The sequence below is a fragment of the Staphylococcus sp. HMSC063A07 genome, assembly GCF_001836955.1.
Taxonomy (GTDB): domain Bacteria; phylum Bacillota; class Bacilli; order Staphylococcales; family Staphylococcaceae; genus Staphylococcus; species Staphylococcus lugdunensis.
Genome location: NZ_KV830914.1, coordinates 95,013 through 115,057 on the forward strand (window position 1 = coordinate 95,013; position 20,045 = coordinate 115,057).

A 20,045-nucleotide genomic window follows, 5' to 3' on the forward strand; every position below is an offset into this window, starting at 1 on the left:
TTTCAATCCTAGTCAACCTTGCCGGGGCGGAACTATGAATTCATTATGACATCTGTTCCGCTCTTTTTTTAATGCTTAATTTAATTGAATTTGTTGAATGACATCGTCAAATGCTTCTTGTTTTATTAAAGGCTGTGTCAACGTAATCTGGTGACCATCAGGATCTTTAAGCGTCAATTCATAGGCATTCCAAGGTTTTAGAGTTAATGGCTCCAGGATGTTTTTGGGAGATACACGAGCTGCAACAGCGTCAATGTCATCAACTAGTAGATTAAGGTAAATCGCGTTACCAACATGCCAATCTGTATCGTTAGTTATAAGCATAATATCTTGATATTTAGCTAAACGCAGATGATTCATAAGCACTTGTTGCTTATCATTTCTAAACTTGAAGACACTTTTGAATCCGAGTGTTTTGCTATACCATTTTTCGGATTTAGCTATGTCTTGCACACAAAGTTTATTAAACATTGGCATAAGATAAAATTCCATATGTCTCACCTCCTTCTGATGTTTAATATAAAGTATGACGTAACGTCAATATCAATAGATAAATAAACGAACAGCTTGCTAACAATATTGTCATATGCCATAAAGACAACATTTTCGTCTGTATAATTAAAAAAGATATTGAGTTATAACAGAAAAGGAGTAGACAGATGACCAAGAAAAAAATATGGGCAATCAGTATTATTATTTTTATATTATTAATCATTAGTGTTGTTATTTTTAAATATATATTGCGAGATCATAAGCAACAACATTCAGGTTACGATACATATACAGTTAAAGCGGAAACACCGATTCAAATTGAAGGTAAGGCCGCGCCACAGTCAGTAAAAACTTATCAATATAATAGTCAAGTTGGTACGTTGATTGCTGCTACAGTTGAAGATGGACAAAAAGTACGCCAAGGTGAACGTCTTATTAGTTACGATACAAATACGAGTAAGCGTCAATCTATGGCCAATAAAGTGAATCAAGCACAGCAACAAGTGAATAAAGATGTGACGCAAATTAATCAAACGCCTAATGACCAGTCATTACAAACGAAGCTTACAGAGGACCAAAGTGCCTTATCAGAAGCACAACAGCAACTTGCACAATATGATAAACAGGTAAATGATAGTACGGTAGCTTCATTTAACGGTATTGTTAACATTAAAAATGGCAGTGATGCTAGCGATGGTGAACCTATTTTGCAGCTAATATCGAATCAACCTCAAGTTAAAGCAAGCGTTTCAGAATTTGATATTGATAAAATTAAAGAAGGAGATAACGTCAATATTAAGATAAATAGTAATGGTAAAAGCGGGACTGGGAAAATCATCAAGATTGATCAACTCCCAACATCGTTTGAAGATTCAACAAATACAAATACTGCACAAGCAAGTCAACAAGGAAATATGGAAAGTAATGGCGAGGCGGGCGGGACACAAACAGCTATAAATCCAACTGTTAATAATCCATCAGGAGGTAAAGACGGAGCAGCATCAAAATACACGGTAATTATAGGGAATATAGATCTCCCAATTAGAGCAGGTTTTTCGTTAGAGGCCAAAATTCCATTGAAAACATTAAAATTACCGAAGAATGTTTTAACGAAAGATAATCAAGTATTCGTGTTGGATTCTGAGTATAAAGTACATAAACGCCATATTAAAATTGAACGCAATAATGATCAAATCATTGTTAAAAAAGGATTAAAAGCTGGAGATAAAGTAATTAAAAATCCTCAAGTCAATCTCAATGATGGTGAAAAAATTGAGGTGTCTTCATGATTGAGTTAAAAGGTGTCAACCGTGCTTTTAAGAATGGCAATGAAACAACCCAAGTATTAAAAGACATTAACTTGAACATTCAAGCAGGCGAATTTATTGCAGTTATGGGTCCGTCTGGTTCTGGGAAAAGTACGTTAATTAATATTTTAGGTTTTATTGATCGTGGTTATTCAGGAATCTATAATTTTGAACATGAATCTTACAAACAAAGTTCAGATAGTAAATTAGCTGAAATACGCAATCGTACAGTGGGTTTTGTGTTTCAAAATTTTAAATTAATTCAAAATCATACTATTTTTGAAAACGTCAGCATTCCACTTATTTACAATGGTATGCCAGCGAAAAAAAGATCAGTACGCGTGAAGCAACGGCTTGCTGATGTTGGACTCACAGGGAAAGAAAATTTACTGCCTAGCAAGTTATCAGGAGGTCAGCAACAACGTGTGGCAATTGCTCGAGCAATCGTCAATGAACCAAGGTTTATTATTGCTGATGAGCCAACTGGTGCACTTGATTCTGAAACGTCGAAGGAGATTATGGCATTATTTGGAAGTTTAAATAAGGCACAACAAACAACATTAATTATGGTTACCCATGATCGCAAAGTGGCTGAACAAGCAGACCGTATTATTCATATATTAGATGGTCGCATACAAAGCGAAGAGGTGATGACACATGAGCAATTTATATAATGTTATTGTTGTCGCCTTGCGCTCAATATTAAAAAATAAACGACGTAACCTGTTAACTATGATTGGAATCATAATTGGTATTGCCGCTGTGATTACAATTATGTCGCTAGGTAATGGATTTAAACAATCGACCAATGAACAATTTGATGATGCAGGCGCGGGCAAGAATCAAGTAATAATCAGCTTTGCTACAGAAAACCAAAGCGCTCCAAAAGAAAATCCGTTTAAACATGAGGATATTCAGTTAGTAGAACAAGTCAATGGTGTGTCCTCGGCTAAAATCAAAGAAACACAAGAAAGTACATATGCAGCTAAAGCGACCAATACCCAAGGTAACGGCGAAGTTAACTTAAAAAAAGCAACAGCAGTAACAGCGGTAGATGAAGGCGATGGATATTCTACTGAAGACAATGATATGATTGAAAAAGTTGTCGTCATTGACCATAAACTTTCAAAACGAATCTTTCATAATGATGCGGTTGGGAAGTCATTATACATTAATGGTGAGGGCTTTAAAGTTGTTGGTGTGTCTGATGCTGATGTTACAGATGACAGTGGTTCACCAGTTGAAAACGTTGTGCAAATGCCTACGAAAACATTTAATCATTATATGAGCGACCTTTCACAAGGTACGCCGCAACTTCAGCTTACTGTGATGGCAGATGCACATAAGAAAGATGTCGCCCAACAAGTTGAGAAGGAATTAAATAAAAAAGGCTCAGGGCTCTCTGAAGGTAAATATAGCTTTGTGGATAATGAAGATATGATGAAAAGTGTGGGTAATATTCTTGATACCATTACCTACTTTGTTGCTGCAGTAGCAGGAATATCATTGTTTATTGCTGGTATAGGTGTAATGAATGTCATGTACATTTCAGTGACCGAACGTACCGAGGAAATAGCGATTCGCCGTGCGTTTGGTGCAACCGGCAAGAACATTGAAGTACAGTTTTTAGTGGAAAGTGTTATCTTATGTTTAATTGGAGGTATTATTGGACTTATATTAGGCATTGGTTTGGCAACACTTATTGATTTCGTTACACCTGACATGATTAAGAGTTCGGTCAGTCTAGGGTCAGTCTTATTAGCAGTTAGTGTTTCTACACTAATTGGAATCATCTTTGGTTGGGTACCAGCACGTGCTGCGGCTAAAAAAGAATTAATTGATATTATTAAGTAGTAGTATAAAAACAACTAATAAAGGCCATAAAATGCATATCGTAGCGTGCATTTTATGGCCTATTCATTTTGTTACGTTTTGAAAGATGCACTTAGAGCGTCTTCTAAGTTTATACCTATCATCACGAGATAAAGTGGAATGTCTTGTTGCAGAGCAATAGGTGTTAATTCGATTTGTTGTTGTGTACATTGGACAAGGTAAGTGTAAGGTTTATCAGCAAAGCGCATAAAGCCTTTTAGTCTATATACATGTGTCGGTAAATGTTCTAAATGATCGATAAATGTATGTTGATTAACTATCGTCGGCTGTTCAATAAAAATATGATTCAGACGATGGTGATGTTGTCCAGAAGGCTTAGCATGTAAAGCCTGTGGTTGTATTAAATCACTTAAACCTAATTGGCCTTGAACGCCCACTCGCACATCTGCATCTTGATGTTGTTGGCCTATGTTAACCAGAAATTCACTTAAGCTGTCTAAATCAACTCGATCTATTTTATTGATGAATAGTGTAGAACTATGCTCTAGTTGTGCAAAGAACAAGTGCTGAATGTCATCAGGATAGGTTGATAGCTTATTTGCCATTGCCGCATCGATGACATTGACAATACTATCAATACGAACGATAGGACTAAGCACTGGTGTTAAACATGCATCAACAACTGCCAGTGGTTCAGCCACGCCACTGCACTCGATAAAGACAACATCTGGTTGATAGTGTATATAAAGCTGATGTAGTTGTTGCGAAACATCTGCTTTCATAGCACAACAAATACAGCCTGACGTTATTTCTTCTAAAGGAATAGGTTGTTCAATTAGTAAGCCATCGATACTTTGCTTACCAAATTCATTCATAATCACAGCCGGATGCAAGTGATTGTCTATAGCATCTTTAACTAAATGATTTAACAGGGTAGTCTTCCCACCGCCTAAAAAGCCACCAATAATGATAATTCTCATACGATTGCCTCCTTATTAATGTAGCCAAATGGTGCAGATACGAACGATAAACCATGTAACCGTTATACACATGCTTGCAGTTATCATTTGTTGTGAAATCATTTTCAAGCTTTGCAACCATCCTAAATGTCGTATTAACATAGTCATTGTGACAGTACATGATGTGAACGTTGAGCTGAAAAACACTAATAGTAGCAACTGTAAACTACTTAACTGCTTAAGCCAGAATCCATCATGCATATTGAAAAGCAACATGCCGTCCTTGCGTATAATTGAAAACAATATACCGGGAGATAACTGTGTTGGTATATTGAGATAAGATAATAAAGGCATAAAAATTTGTGAAATAAACGTTAATATGGGCGTTAATGCTAAGAGGCTAACAATAACACAAATGCCTATAAAAATAGGTAATGCTTGTAGCAAAAACATACGCACATTACACCATAAAGCATTACATAAAGAAAAAAACTGTGGCCAATGAAATTTAAAATTGTGATAAAAGTTCGAATTGGTTATTAATCTTTGCTGTTGTCGGTTCCTCCACAACTGGTTGTGTAACATACCGCCTAAAAAGACTAAAATTAAGTACGGTACAAATAACCAAGAGCGCTGTGCTACGTTGAAAATAGAAAGGGTTGCACCAATTTGATAGCTACAAGAGCTACCAAAACTAATTAAACTCATACACTGTGCTTTAGTACATTGGTGACATTGAGAAGCCGCTTGTGATACCGCTGCAGCATTACAACCGAAGCCTTCAAGCACGGGGATGATATCAGCTCCGTGTAGGCCCAACTTTTTCATAGTAGGCTCGATAGCCCATACAATATATTCTTTAAGATGTGTTTGAGCAACAATGGCTGTCGATAAGCTGATTAATATAACTACTGGTAACGCCCATATAAGTGAATAAGTGCCTAGTGAGCCAATGCCATAATCTCCAAATAATATCGAATTTACCCAATGTTGACTGAATAGAGATAGCTTGGCTAAACGTTGTATGCCTTCTTCTACATAAGCAGTTTGTAACCATGCTGAAAAATGATACGCCCCCCATACGGGTAGTGCAAACATAATCACAATCAATAACCAACCGAAAGACATATCACGTTTTTTGGGTTGTATCGTTTTGCATAACTGTACAAATTGAGTGAGTTGTTTCACAATGGCTTCACTATTCAAAGGACTTACTAATATACGTTCATACAAAGAAATATCTAATTGATGTTTTACAATCCATTGGCGTAATAAAGTTTGTTGCTGGGTTGTTAGTTTAGTAATATTTGTTAACTTTAGATAATGAACATCATGTGGTATGGCATCATGTGTACCATTTTTTAAATCAAAGGTTATCTCTAGCATGAGCAGTTCACATCACAGCATTCATAATCATCTAGGTACATTTGATTATGCTTATAGCGGTCAACGATATTTTGATTGTCTGATAACCCTTCACGATCAGCAATTATCTTCGCTAATACCGCAAAACGTGCTCTAAATTTATAAATGTAACATAATGTTGCATTGTCATGACGGACTGTTGCACCAATCATAAACACATTTGGATATCGTGTTGATTCGTCTTGGTCTGTAAGTTTAATGTCTTGACCGTTAATATCAAAAAGTTGTTGTACCAATGGATTGGCCGTGACATCAAAACCAGTTGCAATAATAGGCTCAGTTTCAGATTGAGTAATAAGCCCATTTGTAAACGTTAAAGTATAGATGTCATTATCATATGAGATAGATGCTAATGTATAAGGTGTATGCATATCAATTTGAGCACCATCAGACATGGCACTTTTCAAACGATGATAGGTATATGATGATAAGCGAATACTTGGATCTGCATCCACTTGATTGAAACTTGATTGCTGTGCATAAATTGATACTTGGGCACCGACGTTAGACAGATGTATGGCAGCGTCAAAAGCACTTTCATTACCACCGATAATAGTGTAGCGTTTGTTGTCTTGTCCTAACGTGTTGAAATCATGGATCTTGCTGTAATGGCGACCATATTGAAATGGTTGATATGGAAAGGCAAAATCACCAGTAGCAATAAATAAATAATCAGCAGAGTAATCGCCATGATTTGTCTTTATGTAATAACAATCTTTCTTTGCTTCTATACTATTTACAGTTGTCTTGGTTTCAACATTTAATTGATAATGTTGACTAATCAATTCCAAGTATTCACTATATGTTGAACCTGAAAGGTGCTCTTCTTTAAAGGTAAACGCTGGAGAAGTATCGATTGACACGGCATTAATATCAGGCATACCGAAGCCATTAGTAGTAAATGATGGTGTAATGGTTCTGGTTGACTTTGGCCATTGTTTAAAAGAATGACCAATACTATTTTTTTCTAAAATTAAGACGTCAGATAGGTTAAAATCTTGAAGGGTAATCGCCATTCCAATACCAGCTGCACCAGCGCCAACAATAATAATAGAGTGATGTTGAGACATATATATACTCCTTTATATGTTATAAATAGTAATGATTACGATTTGTAATTATATAATGAATATCCGGTGAATTCAAATGAAAGTAATAAGTAGAAGATTGAATAAAGTAAGAATCATAAAAACAACCAAGGCTTGAGGGTGTGTACCTTGGTTGTTCTGGTTATCATAGATGAGGCATTATTAGGAGGCAAGTTGATGCCTTAATGATATAAAACGTGAGCTATTTAAGGCTTAATTGCAAATGCACGAACGGGGAATCCTGGTGCATTTTTAGGTTTAGGACTAATGGCATAAATAATGGCACCACGGGTTGGTAATTGATCAAGATGAGTCAATAATTCAAGTTGGAATGTGTCTTGACCTAGCACATAGCGTTCACCAACAATATCACCATTTTTAGCTGTATCTATTGAAGCATCTGTATCAAATGTTTCGTGACCAATAGATTTTACCTGACGTTCTTCTAGTAAGAACTTTAATGCGTCAAGTCCCCAACCTGGTAAATGTTGTTGACCTTTAGCATCTCTGTTTTCAAAGCGTTCTATATCAGGCCAGCGTTTTGACCAATCCGTACGCAAAGCGACAAAGGTATCAGGTTCAATTTGACCATGTTTCGCTTCCCAGGCTTCTAAATGAGCTCGAGTGACGACGAAATCATTGTTGTCAGCAGCTTCTTTAGAAAAATCCAACACGATAAGAGGCAGAACGAGTTCTTTTAAATCTAAGTCTTCTAAATAACGTTTACCTTCAACAAAGTGAATAGGTGCATCAATATGTGTGCCATATTGTGTCACAATATTCCAACGTTGCACGTAAAAGCCGTGTTCTTTTACAGTGAATAGTGTATCCACTTGACCCTTTTCGAATTCACTAAAACGAGGAATATCTGGATCAAACGTATGTGTAAGGTCAACCCATTGTGCTGATTTTAATTGATGAAGCTGTTCCCATAAAGGATAAGTTGTCATTACAATCACCTACTTTGAATAATATTAATCGTGATGAGTCTGGAATATCATCATATTTTAGGCTCTGAGCCCTATATTGGCAGTTGTTGACTGGATTGAAAAGCACTTATACCAAGCTTTTTTAATCCTAGTCAACCTTGCCGGTGCCGGACTACGAATTCATATTAAACTCTGTCCCGCTCCCATCATAAATCATCAGCGTATTAAGAAATATAAGATGTGTCTTATTCAGCGCGTTTTTTCTTCACGGTATTTACCAAGACGGTTAAAGCAGCTTTAACTTCATCTTCTTTACGTGTTTTTAAACCGCAATCTGGATTAACCCAGAAGAGTGAACGATCAATTTGTTGAAGTGAACGATCGATTGCCGTTTCAATTTCATTTTCAGTAGGAATACGTGGACTATGGATATCATAAACGCCCAGACCAATACCTAAATCATAGTTGATATCTTCAAAGTCTTGAATTAAATCGCCGTGACTACGTGATGTTTCAATTGAAATCACATCAGCATCTAATTCATGAATCGCATTGATGATTTGACCAAATTGAGAATAACACATATGCGTATGAATTTGTGTATCATCTCGCACAGATGATGTCGCAAGTTTAAATGAATGTACTGCGTCTTTTAAGTATTGTGCATGATATTCAGAGCGTAGTGGTAAGCCTTCACGTAATGCAGGTTCGTCTACTTGAATTACTTTGATGCCTGCAGCTTCAAGTGCTAACACTTCTTCATTGATTGCTAATGCAATTTGATCTTGTACAATTTTACGAGGTACATCGACACGTTCGAATGACCAGTTCAGAATGGTTACAGGACCAGTTAACATACCTTTTACCGGTTTGTCTGTTAAACTTTGAGCGTATACTGTTTCTTTAACAGTAAGTGGTTCGGTCCATTTTACATCACCGTAAATTACAGGTGGTTTTACGGCACGAGAGCCATAAGATTGTACCCAGCCAAATTTTGTTACAAGGAAACCTTGTAATTTTTCTCCAAAGAATTCAACCATATCATTACGTTCAAATTCACCATGAACTAACACATCTAAACCGATATCTTCTTGAATTTTAATCCAACGCGCAATTTCACTTTCTAAGAAATCATTATAGGCTTTATCTGAAATTCGATGATTTTTCCAATCTGCTCGATATTTACGCACTTCCCGTGTTTGCGGGAATGATCCAATCGTTGTTGTAGGTAAGTCAGGTAAATGTAAACGTGCATCTTGAGCTTTTTTACGAGCTGGGAATGCTGATTGACGATGTGTACGTACACTTTCAAAATCATATTCAAGATTTTTAAATGATTGACTTTGGAAACGTTCATAACGTGCTTTTAGTGCATCATATTTAGTGCTATCATTGTTGTTAAATAAACGACGAAGCGCATCCAATTCATCTAATTTTTCAGTAGCAAAGCTTAACCCTTCAGCGACTGACGCTTCTAATGTTTCATCATCTAATGATACTGGAACATGCAATAATGATGATGATGGTTGAATCACAATATGTTCTGTATATTGTTGCAATGTTTCAATGAGATTTTTCTTAGCTTCAATATCTGCAGCCCATACATTACGACCATCGATAATACCTGCGTATAATGTTTTTGAACGATCAAAGTCTCCGGCTTGAATTTGTTTTAAGTTGTAACCATTGTCATGAACAAAGTCTAAACCTAAGCCACCAACTGCTAAAGTACTTAAGAATTTAACATTAGCACGTTCAAAATATGTTTGAATGACTAATTTTTTGCCCAAGCCATCATGAGCTAAATAATCATATGCTTCTTTCGTGATTGTTTCATAATCACTGCTGCTATCAGTAACTAATATCGGTTCATCTACTTGAATGTATTGTGCACCAGCGTCAACTAATTGTTGTAACACTTCTTTATAAAGTGGTAGTAATGCACGCACTTTTTCCTCAAAAGATTGATGACCGCCTTTTGATAATTTTACAAAAGTAATAGGTCCTACAATGACAGGATGTGCATTGATATTTAGTGATTGTGCATATTTAAAGCGTTCTAACAAAGCATTATATTCGATTTTAGGAGTAACATTGTCCCATTCTGGTACGATATAGTGATAGTTGGTATTGAACCATTTGATTAAGGCACTAGCTACGTGTTCTTTATTTCCGCGTGCGATATCGAATAATAAATCATCATTCACTTCTCGGCCTTGGAAACGTTGAGGGATAATATTGAATAATAGAGATGTATCGAGAATATGGTCGTAAAGTGAAAAATCTCCTACAGGTACACTATCTAAATTGTAATTTTTTTGAAGTAGTAAATTTTCTCTGTGTAAGTCAGTTAATGTTTGGTCTAATTCAGCTTTATCAATTTTTTTAGCCCAATAACTTTCTATGGCTTTTTTCCATTCTCTTTTTCTACCTAATCTTGGGAATCCTAAATTTGAAGTGTTAATTGTTGTCATAATATTGCCTCCTTATTAGTGGTGATTGATCGTGAGTACGCTGCGAGTTCTAGAGAGTAATCTACACGTTGAAATGGTGTGATGATATACAATCCGTTAAAATATTGATGTACTGTATCAATCAAATCTTTTGATAGTCTTAAACTCAATTCTTTCGTCTTTTCTTTATCATCTTTAACTGCTTTAAACTGATTTAATACACTTTCTGACATCTTGATGCCTGGCACTTCATTATGTAAAAATAGTGCATTGTTGTAACTTGCAATAGGCATAATTCCTATAAATATAGGTATATTTAGATGTTTTGTTGCTTCATACACTTGAATGATTTTTTCTTTGCTATAAACCGGTTGTGTAATGAAATAACTCATGCCGCTTGCTATTTTCTTTTCTAAGCGTTTTACAGCGCCATCTAACTTTCGTACGTTTGGATCGAAAGCGCCAGCGATGTTGAAGTTAGTATGTTTCTTCAGCGCATCACCGTCTGTATTAATACCTTGATTAAAACGTAAAGCTAATTCTGTTAAACCTTTAGAGTTGACGTCGTAGACATTCGTTGAACCTGGTAAATGTCCTACCTTAGATGGATCTCCAGTAATAGCTAAAATTTCATTGACACCTATTAAAGATAGGCCTAATAAATGAGATTGTAAGTCAATTAAATTACGGTCTCGGCAGGTAATATGTACTAAAGGTTCAATGTCATAGCGCTGTTTAATTAGACTGGCAGCAGCGATGTTACTAATGCGAACAGTGGCCAGCGAATTATCTGCTAACGTTACAGCATCAATATGTGCTGCATCCAATTTTCCTATATTTTCAAAGAATAAATCTGTATCCAAGTGCTTTGGAGTATCTAGTTCGACAATTACCGTTGGGCCTTGTTTAACTTTAGAAGTTAGTGATTGTTTTATCGAATCTGTTCGACGCTGATTACTCTTTTTATGAATAGGAATAACCTTTTTATGGTTAACAGGTGAGAGGTGTGACACCGAGGATTTAATGTAATGAATGTGTTGTGGTGTCGTTCCACAACAACCCCCAATCAAGCGTACACCTTGTTCGATTAATTTTTCTGCTACAGCACCAAAGTATTGTGCATTGTCATTATATTTAAATTCACTGTTTTCAATATCTAGTAAACTGGCATTGGGATAACACGAAAGATATGCATTATCTGGCAATGCGATGTGAGAAAATGATTTTTCCATATGATGTGGTCCGTGATGACAGTTCAGGCCAACCACATCAGCACCACAAGTAACAAGTTGTGCTAAGGCATCATTGATTTCTGTACCGTCAACAAGATAAGTTGTGTTTGAAGCGGTTAATTGTGCGACTACCGGAATGTCATAATTACGTTTAGTCCAGGTAACAATACGTTTCAATTCATCTAAGTCGTAATATGTTTCAAATAGCAGTGCATCTACACCTTCTTCAATCAACGTATCAATTTGATTTTCCGTATGATACTGTATCGTTGATAAAGAAATATCATCTTGTTTAATACCGCGAAATCCGCCTACAGTACCTAATATAAATGTATTTTTAGTCGCAGCGCGCTTTGCAATTTTAACAGCAGCCTTATGAATTTCTTTAACTTTATGTTCTAAACCAAAGGGTTTTAATTTTTCAAAATTAGCACCATATGTGTTGGTTTGAATAACATCGGCGCCTGCCTCGATATATGAGCGATGAATTCGTTCAACTTTATCAGGATGAGTTAAGTTATAGGCTTCTGGGCAAGTATCTAAGCCTTCTGAATAAAGAATAGTACCTATAGCGCCATCAGCTACTAAGATATTGTTTTGTAACTGGTTGAGAAATTGACTCATTAAAAGCCTCCTTTAGTGCAAATTTGATGTCGGCAATCAGTTCGTCAGGTTGTTCTAATCCTACACTTAATCGGAATAAGCCAAAGGTAATACCGCGTTGATTTCGCACATCTTCTGGAATAGCTGCATGTGACATAGTAGCTGGATGAGATAAAATTGTCTCAACACCGCCTAAGCTGACGGAAACTAATGGTAGTGTCAATGCATCAACAAAGGTTTGTGCTTTTGACTCATCCTTTAATCTAAAGCCTATGACAGCACCGCCACTAGATGCTTGTTGCAGATGTTTAGCATGATTTCCTGGGTAATAAACTTCGGAAATTTCAGAACGTTGAGATAAAAATTCGACTAACCTTTCTGCATTGGCTGTAGCTTGCTTAAAGCGTACTGGCAAAGTCTTAAGATGTTTAGCTAGTGTCCAACTATCTTGTGCTGATAATGCGGTGCCAGTACCGTTTTGTAATAAGTAAAGTGCTTGAGCGACATCTTGTCGATTTGTAATTGCGGCACCTGCAATAATGTCACTGTGACCACTTAAAAATTTAGTTGCTGAGTGTACAACAATATCAGCGCCTAATGCTAAAGGTGACTGGCCTAGTGGTGTCATAAATGTATTATCAACCGCTAATAATAACTGATGTTGCTGTGAGATTTGGGCGACAGCACGAATATCAGTGATCTTAAAACATGGGTTCGATGGTGTTTCAACATAAATCAACTTTGTGTTAGATTGAATCGCCTGTTCAATGTTATTGGGTTGTGTGGTATCGACAGTTGTAAATTCAATACCAAAACGGTTCAATATTTGTTCTGTTAAACGGAATGTACCTCCGTAAACATCATCAGGAAGTATGACATGGTCTCCGGACGACAGCGTTAACAATACAGCCGAGATAGCTGCAATACCTGAAGCATAAGCAAACGCGTAAGTCCCACCTTCTAACTTAGCTAATTTATCTTCAAGCAGTTGCCGGTTTGGATTGCCACTACGTGCGTAATCAAATGGTGCATTGCCACCTAATACTTGTTGATGAAATGTTGAAGAATCATACAGTGGTGGGTTTGCTGAGTCATAATCAATACCGCGTCGTTCATCAAAAATGACTTCAGTTTCTTTAGATAAAGCCATATCATCACTCCTCTTTAGCTTGTGTTAAAGCTTGAATAATATCTGCTTCAATATCTTGGTAATGTTCAATACCTATAGACAAACGTATTAAATATTCATCGATGCCACGTTTATCCTTTTCTTCATCTGGCATATCGACGTGTGTTTGCGTGTATGGGAAAGTAATAAAAGTTTCTGTTCCACCTAAACTTTCAGCGAATATACAAATTTCTAAATTTTCCAAAAATTTAGCAACTGAATAATGTTTGTTGAGACGTAAGCTTAGCATGCCTGTTCGTCCGCTATATAAAACTTCATCAATAGCTGCTAAGTCGTTACAACGCTGTGCAAGTTGTTGGGCATTTTGTTGAGCCCGTTCAACTCGGAGATGAAGTGTTTTTAAACCACGCTGTAATAAATAACTGTCTAATGGTGAGAGTGTTGCACCAGTCATATTATGAAATTGACCTAATGTTTCTGCTAATTGCGTATCCTTGACCGTGACGACGCCAGCCAACACATCATTATGGCCACCAATGTACTTTGTTGCTGAATGTAGTACTATATCAGCACCTTCAGTCAACGGTGTCGATAAGTATGGCGTAAGAAACGTATTATCGATAATCGTCAATAATCCATGACGCTGACTGAGATCATAATAAAGCGTGACATCAATTTCTATCATTTGTGGATTTGAGATTGGTTCAATAAACAATGCTTTAGTATGTGCATTGATATGCTGTAAAACGTCATCATAATTTAAGAAATCGACATATTTAAATTTAATGCCATATTGCTGTTCATAAAAATCAAACAGTCTAAATGCCCGCCATATAAATCAAATGCGACAAGCACTTCATCACCTGGTTTAAAGAGGTTACAGATAAGTTGGATAGCGGCCATGCCACTCGACGTCGCAAATGAGGCAACGCCTTGTTCTAGTGCAGCGAACGCTTCCTCAAATGCACTGCGTGTTGGATTCTTTGTGCGCGAATAATCATAACCTGTTGATTCACCAAGATGAGGATGTTGAAATGCTGTTGATAAATAAATGGGATTCGCAATGGCGCCGGTCGCATCTTTAGTTAAAGCGATTTGAGCCAATTGTGTATCTTTCATATCAATGTCCTCCATTCCGTTTTTCAATAAAAAAAGCTTCCGTCCTTTAAACCCGATAGTTATCGGATGTAAAGGACGAAAGCTTGTTTCGCGGTACCACCTTTGTTTGTTACTTTATTGCTAAAGTAACCTCATTCAGTACGCCATATTTGTCTAGACATAAGTGAAACGAATATCACGTTTAGCCACGATTAATGTGAATTTAGAACACATTAAAAAACTCATTTAGTTCTAAAGAATTAAATGAGTATTAACCGGCATGTCGTGACGTATTGCATTCCAGTACGCCATTCAACAAAATGTTAATACTGTATCGCTATAACGGGCGAACCCGTTGATACCTCCTATTGGTATCAACACTCAAAGGCCATTTTCAAACATGCTTCCAATGTTTCCTTTCAGCAAATGGAAACTCTCTGTGCTTGTAGTGTATGCTCTACTTTCCTTATTACAGTGTGTAGTGTTTTTGTAATGATATTTCATAGCTTACAGCTCAAAATTTAATTTGTCAACAACTTTTCTGGAAATTTAGATTAGAAAATTAATTCCGATAGATTATCGTAAACGATAAAACATGCGAGATAAATTAGATAAAAAGATTTTATTTTTTGGCTAAGGGTACGGTTAGCACTTGTGAAAACCACAATTAATTTTTAAAATAATATAAAGTAATAGAACACAATCATTTGATGTATAAAATAAATTTAGTAAAGGGAAGATGAGGTGAGAATTAGTGGCTATAGAAAATGATCATCGCCTACAGATAAATGAAGATGAGCAGATACGATGGATTGCAATTGAAGAAATTATGCCTAATCCATATCAACCAAGGAAAAATTTTGATGCAGAACGACTAAACGATTTAGCTGAGTCAATTAAAATTCACGGTATTTTACAACCCATTGTGCTCAGACAAACGGTTCAAGGATATTATATTGTAGTAGGTGAGAGACGTTATAGAGCTTCTCAACTTGCTGGATTGACAAAGTTGCCATCAATTATAAAAGAGTTATCTGATGCAGATATGATGGAACTCGCTATTATTGAAAATTTACAGCGTGAAGACTTAAATGCAATTGAAGAAGCAGAAAGTTATCAACGATTGATGGACGATTTGCAACTTACGCAACAAGAAGTCGCGCATCGCTTAGGTAAATCGCGTCCATATATTGCCAACATGTTAAGACTTCTGCATTTGCCCACATCACTTAAAGATAGTGTACAACGAGGAGAACTCAGCGGCGCACATGGCAGAACATTACTCGGAATCAAGGATAAACAACGTATGATTCAAGTGGGCAGAAAAGCGTTTAAAGAATCATGGAGTGTAAGGTATTTAGAAAAGTATGTGAACAACATTCAAGAGGGAAGTCAGCCTTACCCCAAAGTAACTAAGGAACCACTAAAACCTAAATTCATTCAAAAACAAGAGCGGTTATTACGAGAACAATATGGTGCAAAAGTTGATATCTCTACTAAAAAACAAGTTGGTGCAATTACGTTTGAATTTAAGTCGAAAGAAGAATTTGAGCGGTTAATTAAATTATTGCATGATAAGTAATGCACGATTTTTAGTCTTACTTACCCAATTTGAGGTTCGGATAATAAAAAGTGCATGCATATGATAGCAATAAGGTGTTACTATATAGCGGTGGAAAATGAAAACAAAGATCGTGATGTTGTTCATTATTCGAACCGTAGACGGATGACGGTATAACCGAATTTATATATAATGGCATAATTGTCGAAACATAGGGAGGTTTGCATAAATGAATCAAATAAAAAATGTACTAGCATCATTATTCGAACCGTTAACTAAGGTCGAAACATATGAAAACTTAATTACAAAACTAGCTTTAATCTTAATTTATATCTTAGTAGCAATCATTGTTATATCCATCTTAAATAAAATTATTGCTCAAGCGTTTAAAATCCAAAACAAGAGTAAAAAAGGAAATAAAAAACGTTCGAAAACACTCATATCCCTTGTACAAAATGTCGTAAAATATATTGTTTGGTTTATCGTTATTACAACCGTCTTAAGTAAATTTGGAATAAGTGTAGAAGGCATTATTGCTAGCGCTGGTGTGGTAGGATTAGCTGTAGGTTTCGGAGCCCAAACGATTGTAAAAGATGTTATCACGGGATTCTTTATTATTTTTGAAAACCAATTTGATGTTGGAGATTATGTTAAAATCAATAGCGGTGGAACGACAGTTGCAGAAGGTACAGTTAAATCGATTGGTTTGCGATCAACACGCATTAATACAATAACTGGAGAATTAACTATTCTTCCTAATGGTAGCATGGGTGAGATAACAAACTTTTCAATTACGAACGGTACTGCAATTGTAGTTATTCCTGTATCAGTTGAAGAGAATTTAGATGCAGTTGAAAAGAAATTAAATAAATTGTTTGTGTCAATGCGAAGTAAGTATTATTTATTTGTAACAGATCCAGTTGTTCTTGGGATAGACGCAATTGAGAATAATAAAGTAACATTTAGAATTTCTGCAGAAACCATTCCTGGTGAAGGTGCAGCTGGTGCACGTATTTTACGTAAGGAAATTCAAAAATTATTTGTCCAAGAAGGTATTAAATTGCCTCAACCGGTCTTTTCTCAATACGAAAGTCAACAAAAGAGCAAATAAGGATTGGAGGTAACTTTATGACGTCAAAGTATGGAATAAATGATATAGTAGAAATGAAAAAACAACATGCTTGTGGTGCGAATAGATTTAAAATTATTCGTATGGGCGCTGATATTCGTATCAAATGCGAAAAATGTAATCGCAGCATCATGATTCCACGGCAGACGTTTAATAAGAAAATGAAAAAAATCGTTGTATCACAGCAAGATACAGAAAGTAAGGAGAATGAATAATGGCTTTAACAGCAGGTATTGTAGGTTTACCTAATGTAGGCAAATCTACCCTATTTAACGCAATTACTAAAGCAGGGGCTTTAGCAGCAAACTATCCGTTTGCTACCATTGATCCTAACGTTGGGATTGTGGAAGTGCCAGATACGCGTTTAGATAAATTAACAGAAATGGTAGAACCAAAGAAAACGATTCCTACAGCATTTGAATTTACAGATATTGCTGGGATTGTTAAAGGTGCATCTAAAGGAGAAGGTTTAGGCAATAAATTTCTATCACATATTCGTGAAGTAGATGCAATTTGCCAAGTTGTACGTGCATTTGATGATGATAATGTGACACATGTCGCTGGTCGCGTAAATCCGTTAGAAGATATCGAAGTCATTAATATGGAACTCGTGCTTGCAGACTTAGAATCAGTTGAAAAGCGTTTACCACGTATTGAAAAAATGGCTCGTCAAAAAGATAAAACAGCAGAAATGGAAATGCGTATTCTAAATCGTATTAAAGAAGCTTTAGAAGAAGGCAATCCAGTGCGTAGCCTTGAGTTTAATGAAGAAGATCAAAAATGGGTTAATCAAGCACAGCTATTAACATCTAAAAAAATGTTATATATCGCTAATGTAGGAGAAGATGAAATTGGCGATGTAGAAAACGATAAAGTAACAGCAATTCGAGAGTATGCTGCAAAGGAAGATTCTGAGGTTATCGTAATCAGTGCAAAAATTGAAGAAGAGATTGCAACACTTGATGATGAAGATAAAGCGATGTTCTTGGAAGACTTAGGCATTGAAGAACCTGGTTTAAATAAACTTATCCGTACGACTTATGATTTGTTAGGTTTATCAACATATTTTACGGCGGGTGTGCAAGAAGTACGTGCTTGGACATTTAAACAAGGTATGACGGCTCCACAATGTGCAGGTATTATCCATACAGATTTTGAACGTGGTTTCATTCGTGCAGAGGTAACAAGTTATAAAGACTATGTCGAATATAATGGTGAACAAGGTGCAAAAGAAGCTGGGAAACAACGTTTAGAAGGTAAAGACTATATCATGCAAGATGGAGATATTGTTCACTTTAGATTCAATGTCTAAAATTGGAATGATAACAATAAATTGCTAACTCATAGATAAAAAACAATGTAAGCTTCGAAAATGGCTAATGTGACGAGGGGCTTACATTGTTTTTATTTATTAACTTTGGAAAAGTATATATTGTGATTTAAGTTAAAATTGAATGAATAAGTTAGTTAACTGAAGACTTATACTACAAAATTGGTATGGTCGTAATTGTTTCATGTCACTATTTATGAATAAGATAATGTCAAGATGATTTAAAAGAAAGGTATCACTTTACTCGCTTCAACAATATCTTCTGTGCTAAAAAACTGTTTACCTTCACCAGTATAAGCGGGTTGAAGTACCAAGTTTGCTTTAGCACAATAGAGCCAATCTGGGTGGATACCACTATTTAGAATGTCTTGAAATTCTTGAAAATCCTTAGACCAATCTAAATTTAACTGCATGTTAAACACCTCACATCGATATTATAGAACATACGTTCTGTTTTGTAAAGTGCTATTTAACCTAGTTGATAAAAAAATTCTGATTAAGATTTTGACTTACATAGTTAGCATCAACATTTTGTTTGAGTTCAGATGCATAATAGTGATCCGTGTATTGCCATAGGACATGTTCGCTTTGAGGTTCAGTTTGTTGATACGCTGCTAACCAACATCCATCATAAGCATTAATGGCGTTAGCAACATGATTTAACATGAAATTCTCGTAAGAATAGAACAATACCTTTTTATTTCCCGCTAACTTTTTCATTTCAGCAGCCCAAGCTTGAGTGGCAGTATTTTCATCACCAGATTTAACCGTTTGTTGTTCATAATCATTAATGTAAAAATCAGCTTTAGGTGCACGTTGATGAAGTGTTCGAGCCTCATAACGCGCATCATCGGCATTTTCATACATACTATAAGAATAAACACCAAATTTCATATTGTATTTATCTAAAAGTGCAGAATTGTTTGCTAAACATTTATCGACATATTCAGAGCCATATTGTCCGCGAATAATGATGAAGTCATAGTTTTTCTTTAATGCTTTTACTTGAGCATCGGTAAGTGCACCTTGCCATTCAGATATATCTAAAATTCTTTTGCTGGATGACGAAACATTTGCCCGTGGTTTAGTTGGCATGCCTCCTCGGCCGCCTGCACCACTATTTATGTATTGTTTGTAACCAGAGCCCATTGTACCTTTATGATATTGATATACTGGTTTTTCTGCTAAAGCTGTGGTGGTACATAGAGTTGTCAGTAAAATTAAGAGGGTTATAATCGATCGTGATATTTTTATAAACATTAAGAGCCTCCTTATTATGTAAACTACAGTTGAAAGTGTTTAAATATTTTTTGAATGGTTCGTATAGAGGGTAAAATATTTAAAATGTATTAGCAACCATGCGTATTGCTCGATATATGAAATAGGCAATAAGTTTGATTTAAAAATAAAATGTGCACTATATTTTGGCGGTATGCGTCATGTAAAAGACAAAATAATATAGATTGTAAAAAGTAAA

Annotated in this window: 17 protein-coding genes, 1 pseudogene and 1 other annotated feature; of the genes and pseudogenes, 7 read left to right on the forward strand and 11 right to left on the reverse strand. The window is 35.9% G+C overall.

The genetic code is table 11. The features are described 5' to 3' along the window. Positions 1-75: 75 nt before the first annotated feature. On the reverse strand, positions 76-492 hold the full coding sequence (locus tag HMPREF2597_RS04610; protein WP_002461082.1) for a VOC family protein: 417 nt from the start codon (positions 490-492) through the stop codon (positions 76-78). Positions 493-659: 167 nt separating this feature from the next. Between HMPREF2597_RS04610 and HMPREF2597_RS04615 the strand changes: the two genes are divergently transcribed. The 3 genes from HMPREF2597_RS04615 to HMPREF2597_RS04625 are packed head-to-tail and all read left to right on the forward strand — an operon-like array spanning position 660 to position 3,653. Next, entirely contained in the window at positions 660-1,781 is a 1,122-nt protein-coding gene (locus HMPREF2597_RS04615; protein WP_002479227.1) for an efflux RND transporter periplasmic adaptor subunit, read from the forward strand. Then, positions 1,778-2,473 carry an ABC transporter ATP-binding protein gene (locus tag HMPREF2597_RS04620; RefSeq protein WP_012991036.1) on the forward strand — a complete coding sequence of 232 codons (696 nt, stop codon included), beginning with the start codon at positions 1,778-1,780 and terminating at the stop codon, positions 2,471-2,473. Before HMPREF2597_RS04615 ends, HMPREF2597_RS04620 begins: the two co-directional genes overlap by 4 nt. Then, entirely contained in the window at positions 2,457-3,653 is a 1,197-nt protein-coding gene (locus HMPREF2597_RS04625; RefSeq protein WP_002479229.1) for an ABC transporter permease, read from the forward strand. Before HMPREF2597_RS04620 ends, HMPREF2597_RS04625 begins: the two co-directional genes overlap by 17 nt. A gap of 71 nt (positions 3,654-3,724) precedes the next feature. Here the strand turns inward: HMPREF2597_RS04625 and HMPREF2597_RS04630 are convergent, their stop codons facing one another. The 8 genes and pseudogenes from HMPREF2597_RS04630 to HMPREF2597_RS04665 form a co-directional block, all read right to left on the reverse strand. After that, a complete protein-coding gene (locus HMPREF2597_RS04630; protein WP_002479230.1) occupies positions 3,725-4,612 on the reverse strand; it encodes a CobW family GTP-binding protein in 888 nt (295 codons plus the stop codon). Positions 4,613-4,627: 15 nt separating this feature from the next. After that, a complete protein-coding gene (locus HMPREF2597_RS04635; protein WP_002479231.1) occupies positions 4,628-5,977 on the reverse strand; it encodes a nucleoside recognition domain-containing protein in 1,350 nt (449 codons plus the stop codon). Further along, complete coding sequence (locus HMPREF2597_RS04640) at positions 5,971-7,086, reverse strand: NAD(P)/FAD-dependent oxidoreductase (protein ID WP_002479232.1); 1,116 nt, start codon at positions 7,084-7,086, stop codon at positions 5,971-5,973. The genes HMPREF2597_RS04635 and HMPREF2597_RS04640 overlap by 7 nt, the downstream gene beginning before the upstream one ends. 224 nt (positions 7,087-7,310) lie before the next feature. Then, positions 7,311-8,054 carry a cyclase family protein gene (locus tag HMPREF2597_RS04645; RefSeq protein WP_002461090.1) on the reverse strand — a complete coding sequence of 248 codons (744 nt, stop codon included), beginning with the start codon at positions 8,052-8,054 and terminating at the stop codon, positions 7,311-7,313. Positions 8,055-8,278: 224 nt separating this feature from the next. Next, positions 8,279-10,507 carry a 5-methyltetrahydropteroyltriglutamate--homocysteine S-methyltransferase gene (metE, locus tag HMPREF2597_RS04650; protein WP_002479233.1) on the reverse strand — a complete coding sequence of 743 codons (2,229 nt, stop codon included), beginning with the start codon at positions 10,505-10,507 and terminating at the stop codon, positions 8,279-8,281. Then, positions 10,504-12,342 carry a bifunctional homocysteine S-methyltransferase/methylenetetrahydrofolate reductase gene (locus tag HMPREF2597_RS04655; RefSeq protein ID WP_070817205.1) on the reverse strand — a complete coding sequence of 613 codons (1,839 nt, stop codon included), beginning with the start codon at positions 12,340-12,342 and terminating at the stop codon, positions 10,504-10,506. Before HMPREF2597_RS04655 ends, metE begins: the two co-directional genes overlap by 4 nt. Beyond that, positions 12,296-13,471, reverse strand: a complete 1,176-nt coding sequence (metC, locus tag HMPREF2597_RS04660) for a cystathionine beta-lyase MetC (protein ID WP_002461093.1) — start codon at positions 13,469-13,471, stop codon at positions 12,296-12,298. The genes HMPREF2597_RS04655 and metC overlap by 47 nt, the downstream gene beginning before the upstream one ends. A 4-nt stretch (positions 13,472-13,475) precedes the next feature. After that, positions 13,476-14,584: pseudogene (locus tag HMPREF2597_RS04665) on the reverse strand (aminotransferase class I/II-fold pyridoxal phosphate-dependent enzyme). A gap of 53 nt (positions 14,585-14,637) precedes the next feature. After that, positions 14,638-15,030 (reverse strand) — a binding site (T-box leader). A gap of 272 nt (positions 15,031-15,302) precedes the next feature. Between HMPREF2597_RS04665 and HMPREF2597_RS04670 the strand changes: the two are divergent. The 4 genes from HMPREF2597_RS04670 (at position 15,303) to ychF (ending at position 18,550) form a co-directional block, all read left to right on the forward strand. Continuing rightward, the gene (locus tag HMPREF2597_RS04670) at positions 15,303-16,130 is read left to right on the forward strand and encodes a ParB/RepB/Spo0J family partition protein (RefSeq protein WP_002479236.1); all 828 of its coding nucleotides are present in this window, start codon (positions 15,303-15,305) and stop codon (positions 16,128-16,130) included. A gap of 208 nt (positions 16,131-16,338) precedes the next feature. After that, positions 16,339-17,220 carry a mechanosensitive ion channel family protein gene (locus HMPREF2597_RS04675; protein ID WP_002479237.1) on the forward strand — a complete coding sequence of 294 codons (882 nt, stop codon included), beginning with the start codon at positions 16,339-16,341 and terminating at the stop codon, positions 17,218-17,220. 17 nt (positions 17,221-17,237) lie between these two features. Beyond that, complete coding sequence (locus tag HMPREF2597_RS04680; protein WP_002479238.1) at positions 17,238-17,453, forward strand: DUF951 domain-containing protein; 216 nt, start codon at positions 17,238-17,240, stop codon at positions 17,451-17,453. Further along, complete coding sequence (gene ychF, locus HMPREF2597_RS04685; RefSeq protein ID WP_002479239.1) at positions 17,453-18,550, forward strand: redox-regulated ATPase YchF; 1,098 nt, start codon at positions 17,453-17,455, stop codon at positions 18,548-18,550. Before HMPREF2597_RS04680 ends, ychF begins: the two co-directional genes overlap by 1 nt. Before the next feature lie 239 nt (positions 18,551-18,789). Here ychF and HMPREF2597_RS04690 read toward each other — a convergent pair whose 3' ends face one another. Then, positions 18,790-18,981, reverse strand: coding sequence for a hypothetical protein (locus tag HMPREF2597_RS04690; protein ID WP_002479240.1), 192 nt, complete (start codon positions 18,979-18,981; stop codon positions 18,790-18,792). A gap of 61 nt (positions 18,982-19,042) precedes the next feature. Beyond that, positions 19,043-19,828: a GH25 family lysozyme gene (locus HMPREF2597_RS04695; protein ID WP_002479241.1), complete on the reverse strand. Its 786-nt coding sequence runs from the start codon at positions 19,826-19,828 to the stop codon at positions 19,043-19,045. Positions 19,829-20,045: the final 217 nt, after the last annotated feature.

Excerpts from the sequence above, each read along its gene's own strand:
- HMPREF2597_RS04610 (WP_002461082.1), bottom strand. The coding sequence starts at position 492 with ATGGAATTTTATCTTATGCCAATGTTTAATAAACTTTGTGTGCAAGAC.
- HMPREF2597_RS04615 (WP_002479227.1), top strand. The coding sequence starts at position 660 with ATGACCAAGAAAAAAATATGGGCAATCAGTATTATTATTTTTATATTA.
- HMPREF2597_RS04620 (WP_012991036.1), top strand. The coding sequence starts at position 1,778 with ATGATTGAGTTAAAAGGTGTCAACCGTGCTTTTAAGAATGGCAATGAA.
- HMPREF2597_RS04625 (WP_002479229.1), top strand. The coding sequence starts at position 2,457 with ATGAGCAATTTATATAATGTTATTGTTGTCGCCTTGCGCTCAATATTA.
- HMPREF2597_RS04630 (WP_002479230.1), bottom strand. The coding sequence starts at position 4,612 with ATGAGAATTATCATTATTGGTGGCTTTTTAGGCGGTGGGAAGACTACC.
- HMPREF2597_RS04635 (WP_002479231.1), bottom strand. The coding sequence starts at position 5,977 with ATGCTAGAGATAACCTTTGATTTAAAAAATGGTACACATGATGCCATA.
- HMPREF2597_RS04640 (WP_002479232.1), bottom strand. The coding sequence starts at position 7,086 with ATGTCTCAACATCACTCTATTATTATTGTTGGCGCTGGTGCAGCTGGT.
- HMPREF2597_RS04645 (WP_002461090.1), bottom strand. The coding sequence starts at position 8,054 with ATGACAACTTATCCTTTATGGGAACAGCTTCATCAATTAAAATCAGCA.
- metE (WP_002479233.1), bottom strand. The coding sequence starts at position 10,507 with ATGACAACAATTAACACTTCAAATTTAGGATTCCCAAGATTAGGTAGA.
- HMPREF2597_RS04655 (WP_070817205.1), bottom strand. The coding sequence starts at position 12,342 with ATGAGTCAATTTCTCAACCAGTTACAAAACAATATCTTAGTAGCTGAT.
- metC (WP_002461093.1), bottom strand. The coding sequence starts at position 13,471 with ATGGCTTTATCTAAAGAAACTGAAGTCATTTTTGATGAACGACGCGGT.
- HMPREF2597_RS04675 (WP_002479237.1), top strand. The coding sequence starts at position 16,339 with ATGAATCAAATAAAAAATGTACTAGCATCATTATTCGAACCGTTAACT.
- HMPREF2597_RS04680 (WP_002479238.1), top strand. The coding sequence starts at position 17,238 with ATGACGTCAAAGTATGGAATAAATGATATAGTAGAAATGAAAAAACAA.
- ychF (WP_002479239.1), top strand. The coding sequence starts at position 17,453 with ATGGCTTTAACAGCAGGTATTGTAGGTTTACCTAATGTAGGCAAATCT.
- HMPREF2597_RS04690 (WP_002479240.1), bottom strand. The coding sequence starts at position 18,981 with ATGCAGTTAAATTTAGATTGGTCTAAGGATTTTCAAGAATTTCAAGAC.
- HMPREF2597_RS04695 (WP_002479241.1), bottom strand. The coding sequence starts at position 19,828 with ATGTTTATAAAAATATCACGATCGATTATAACCCTCTTAATTTTACTG.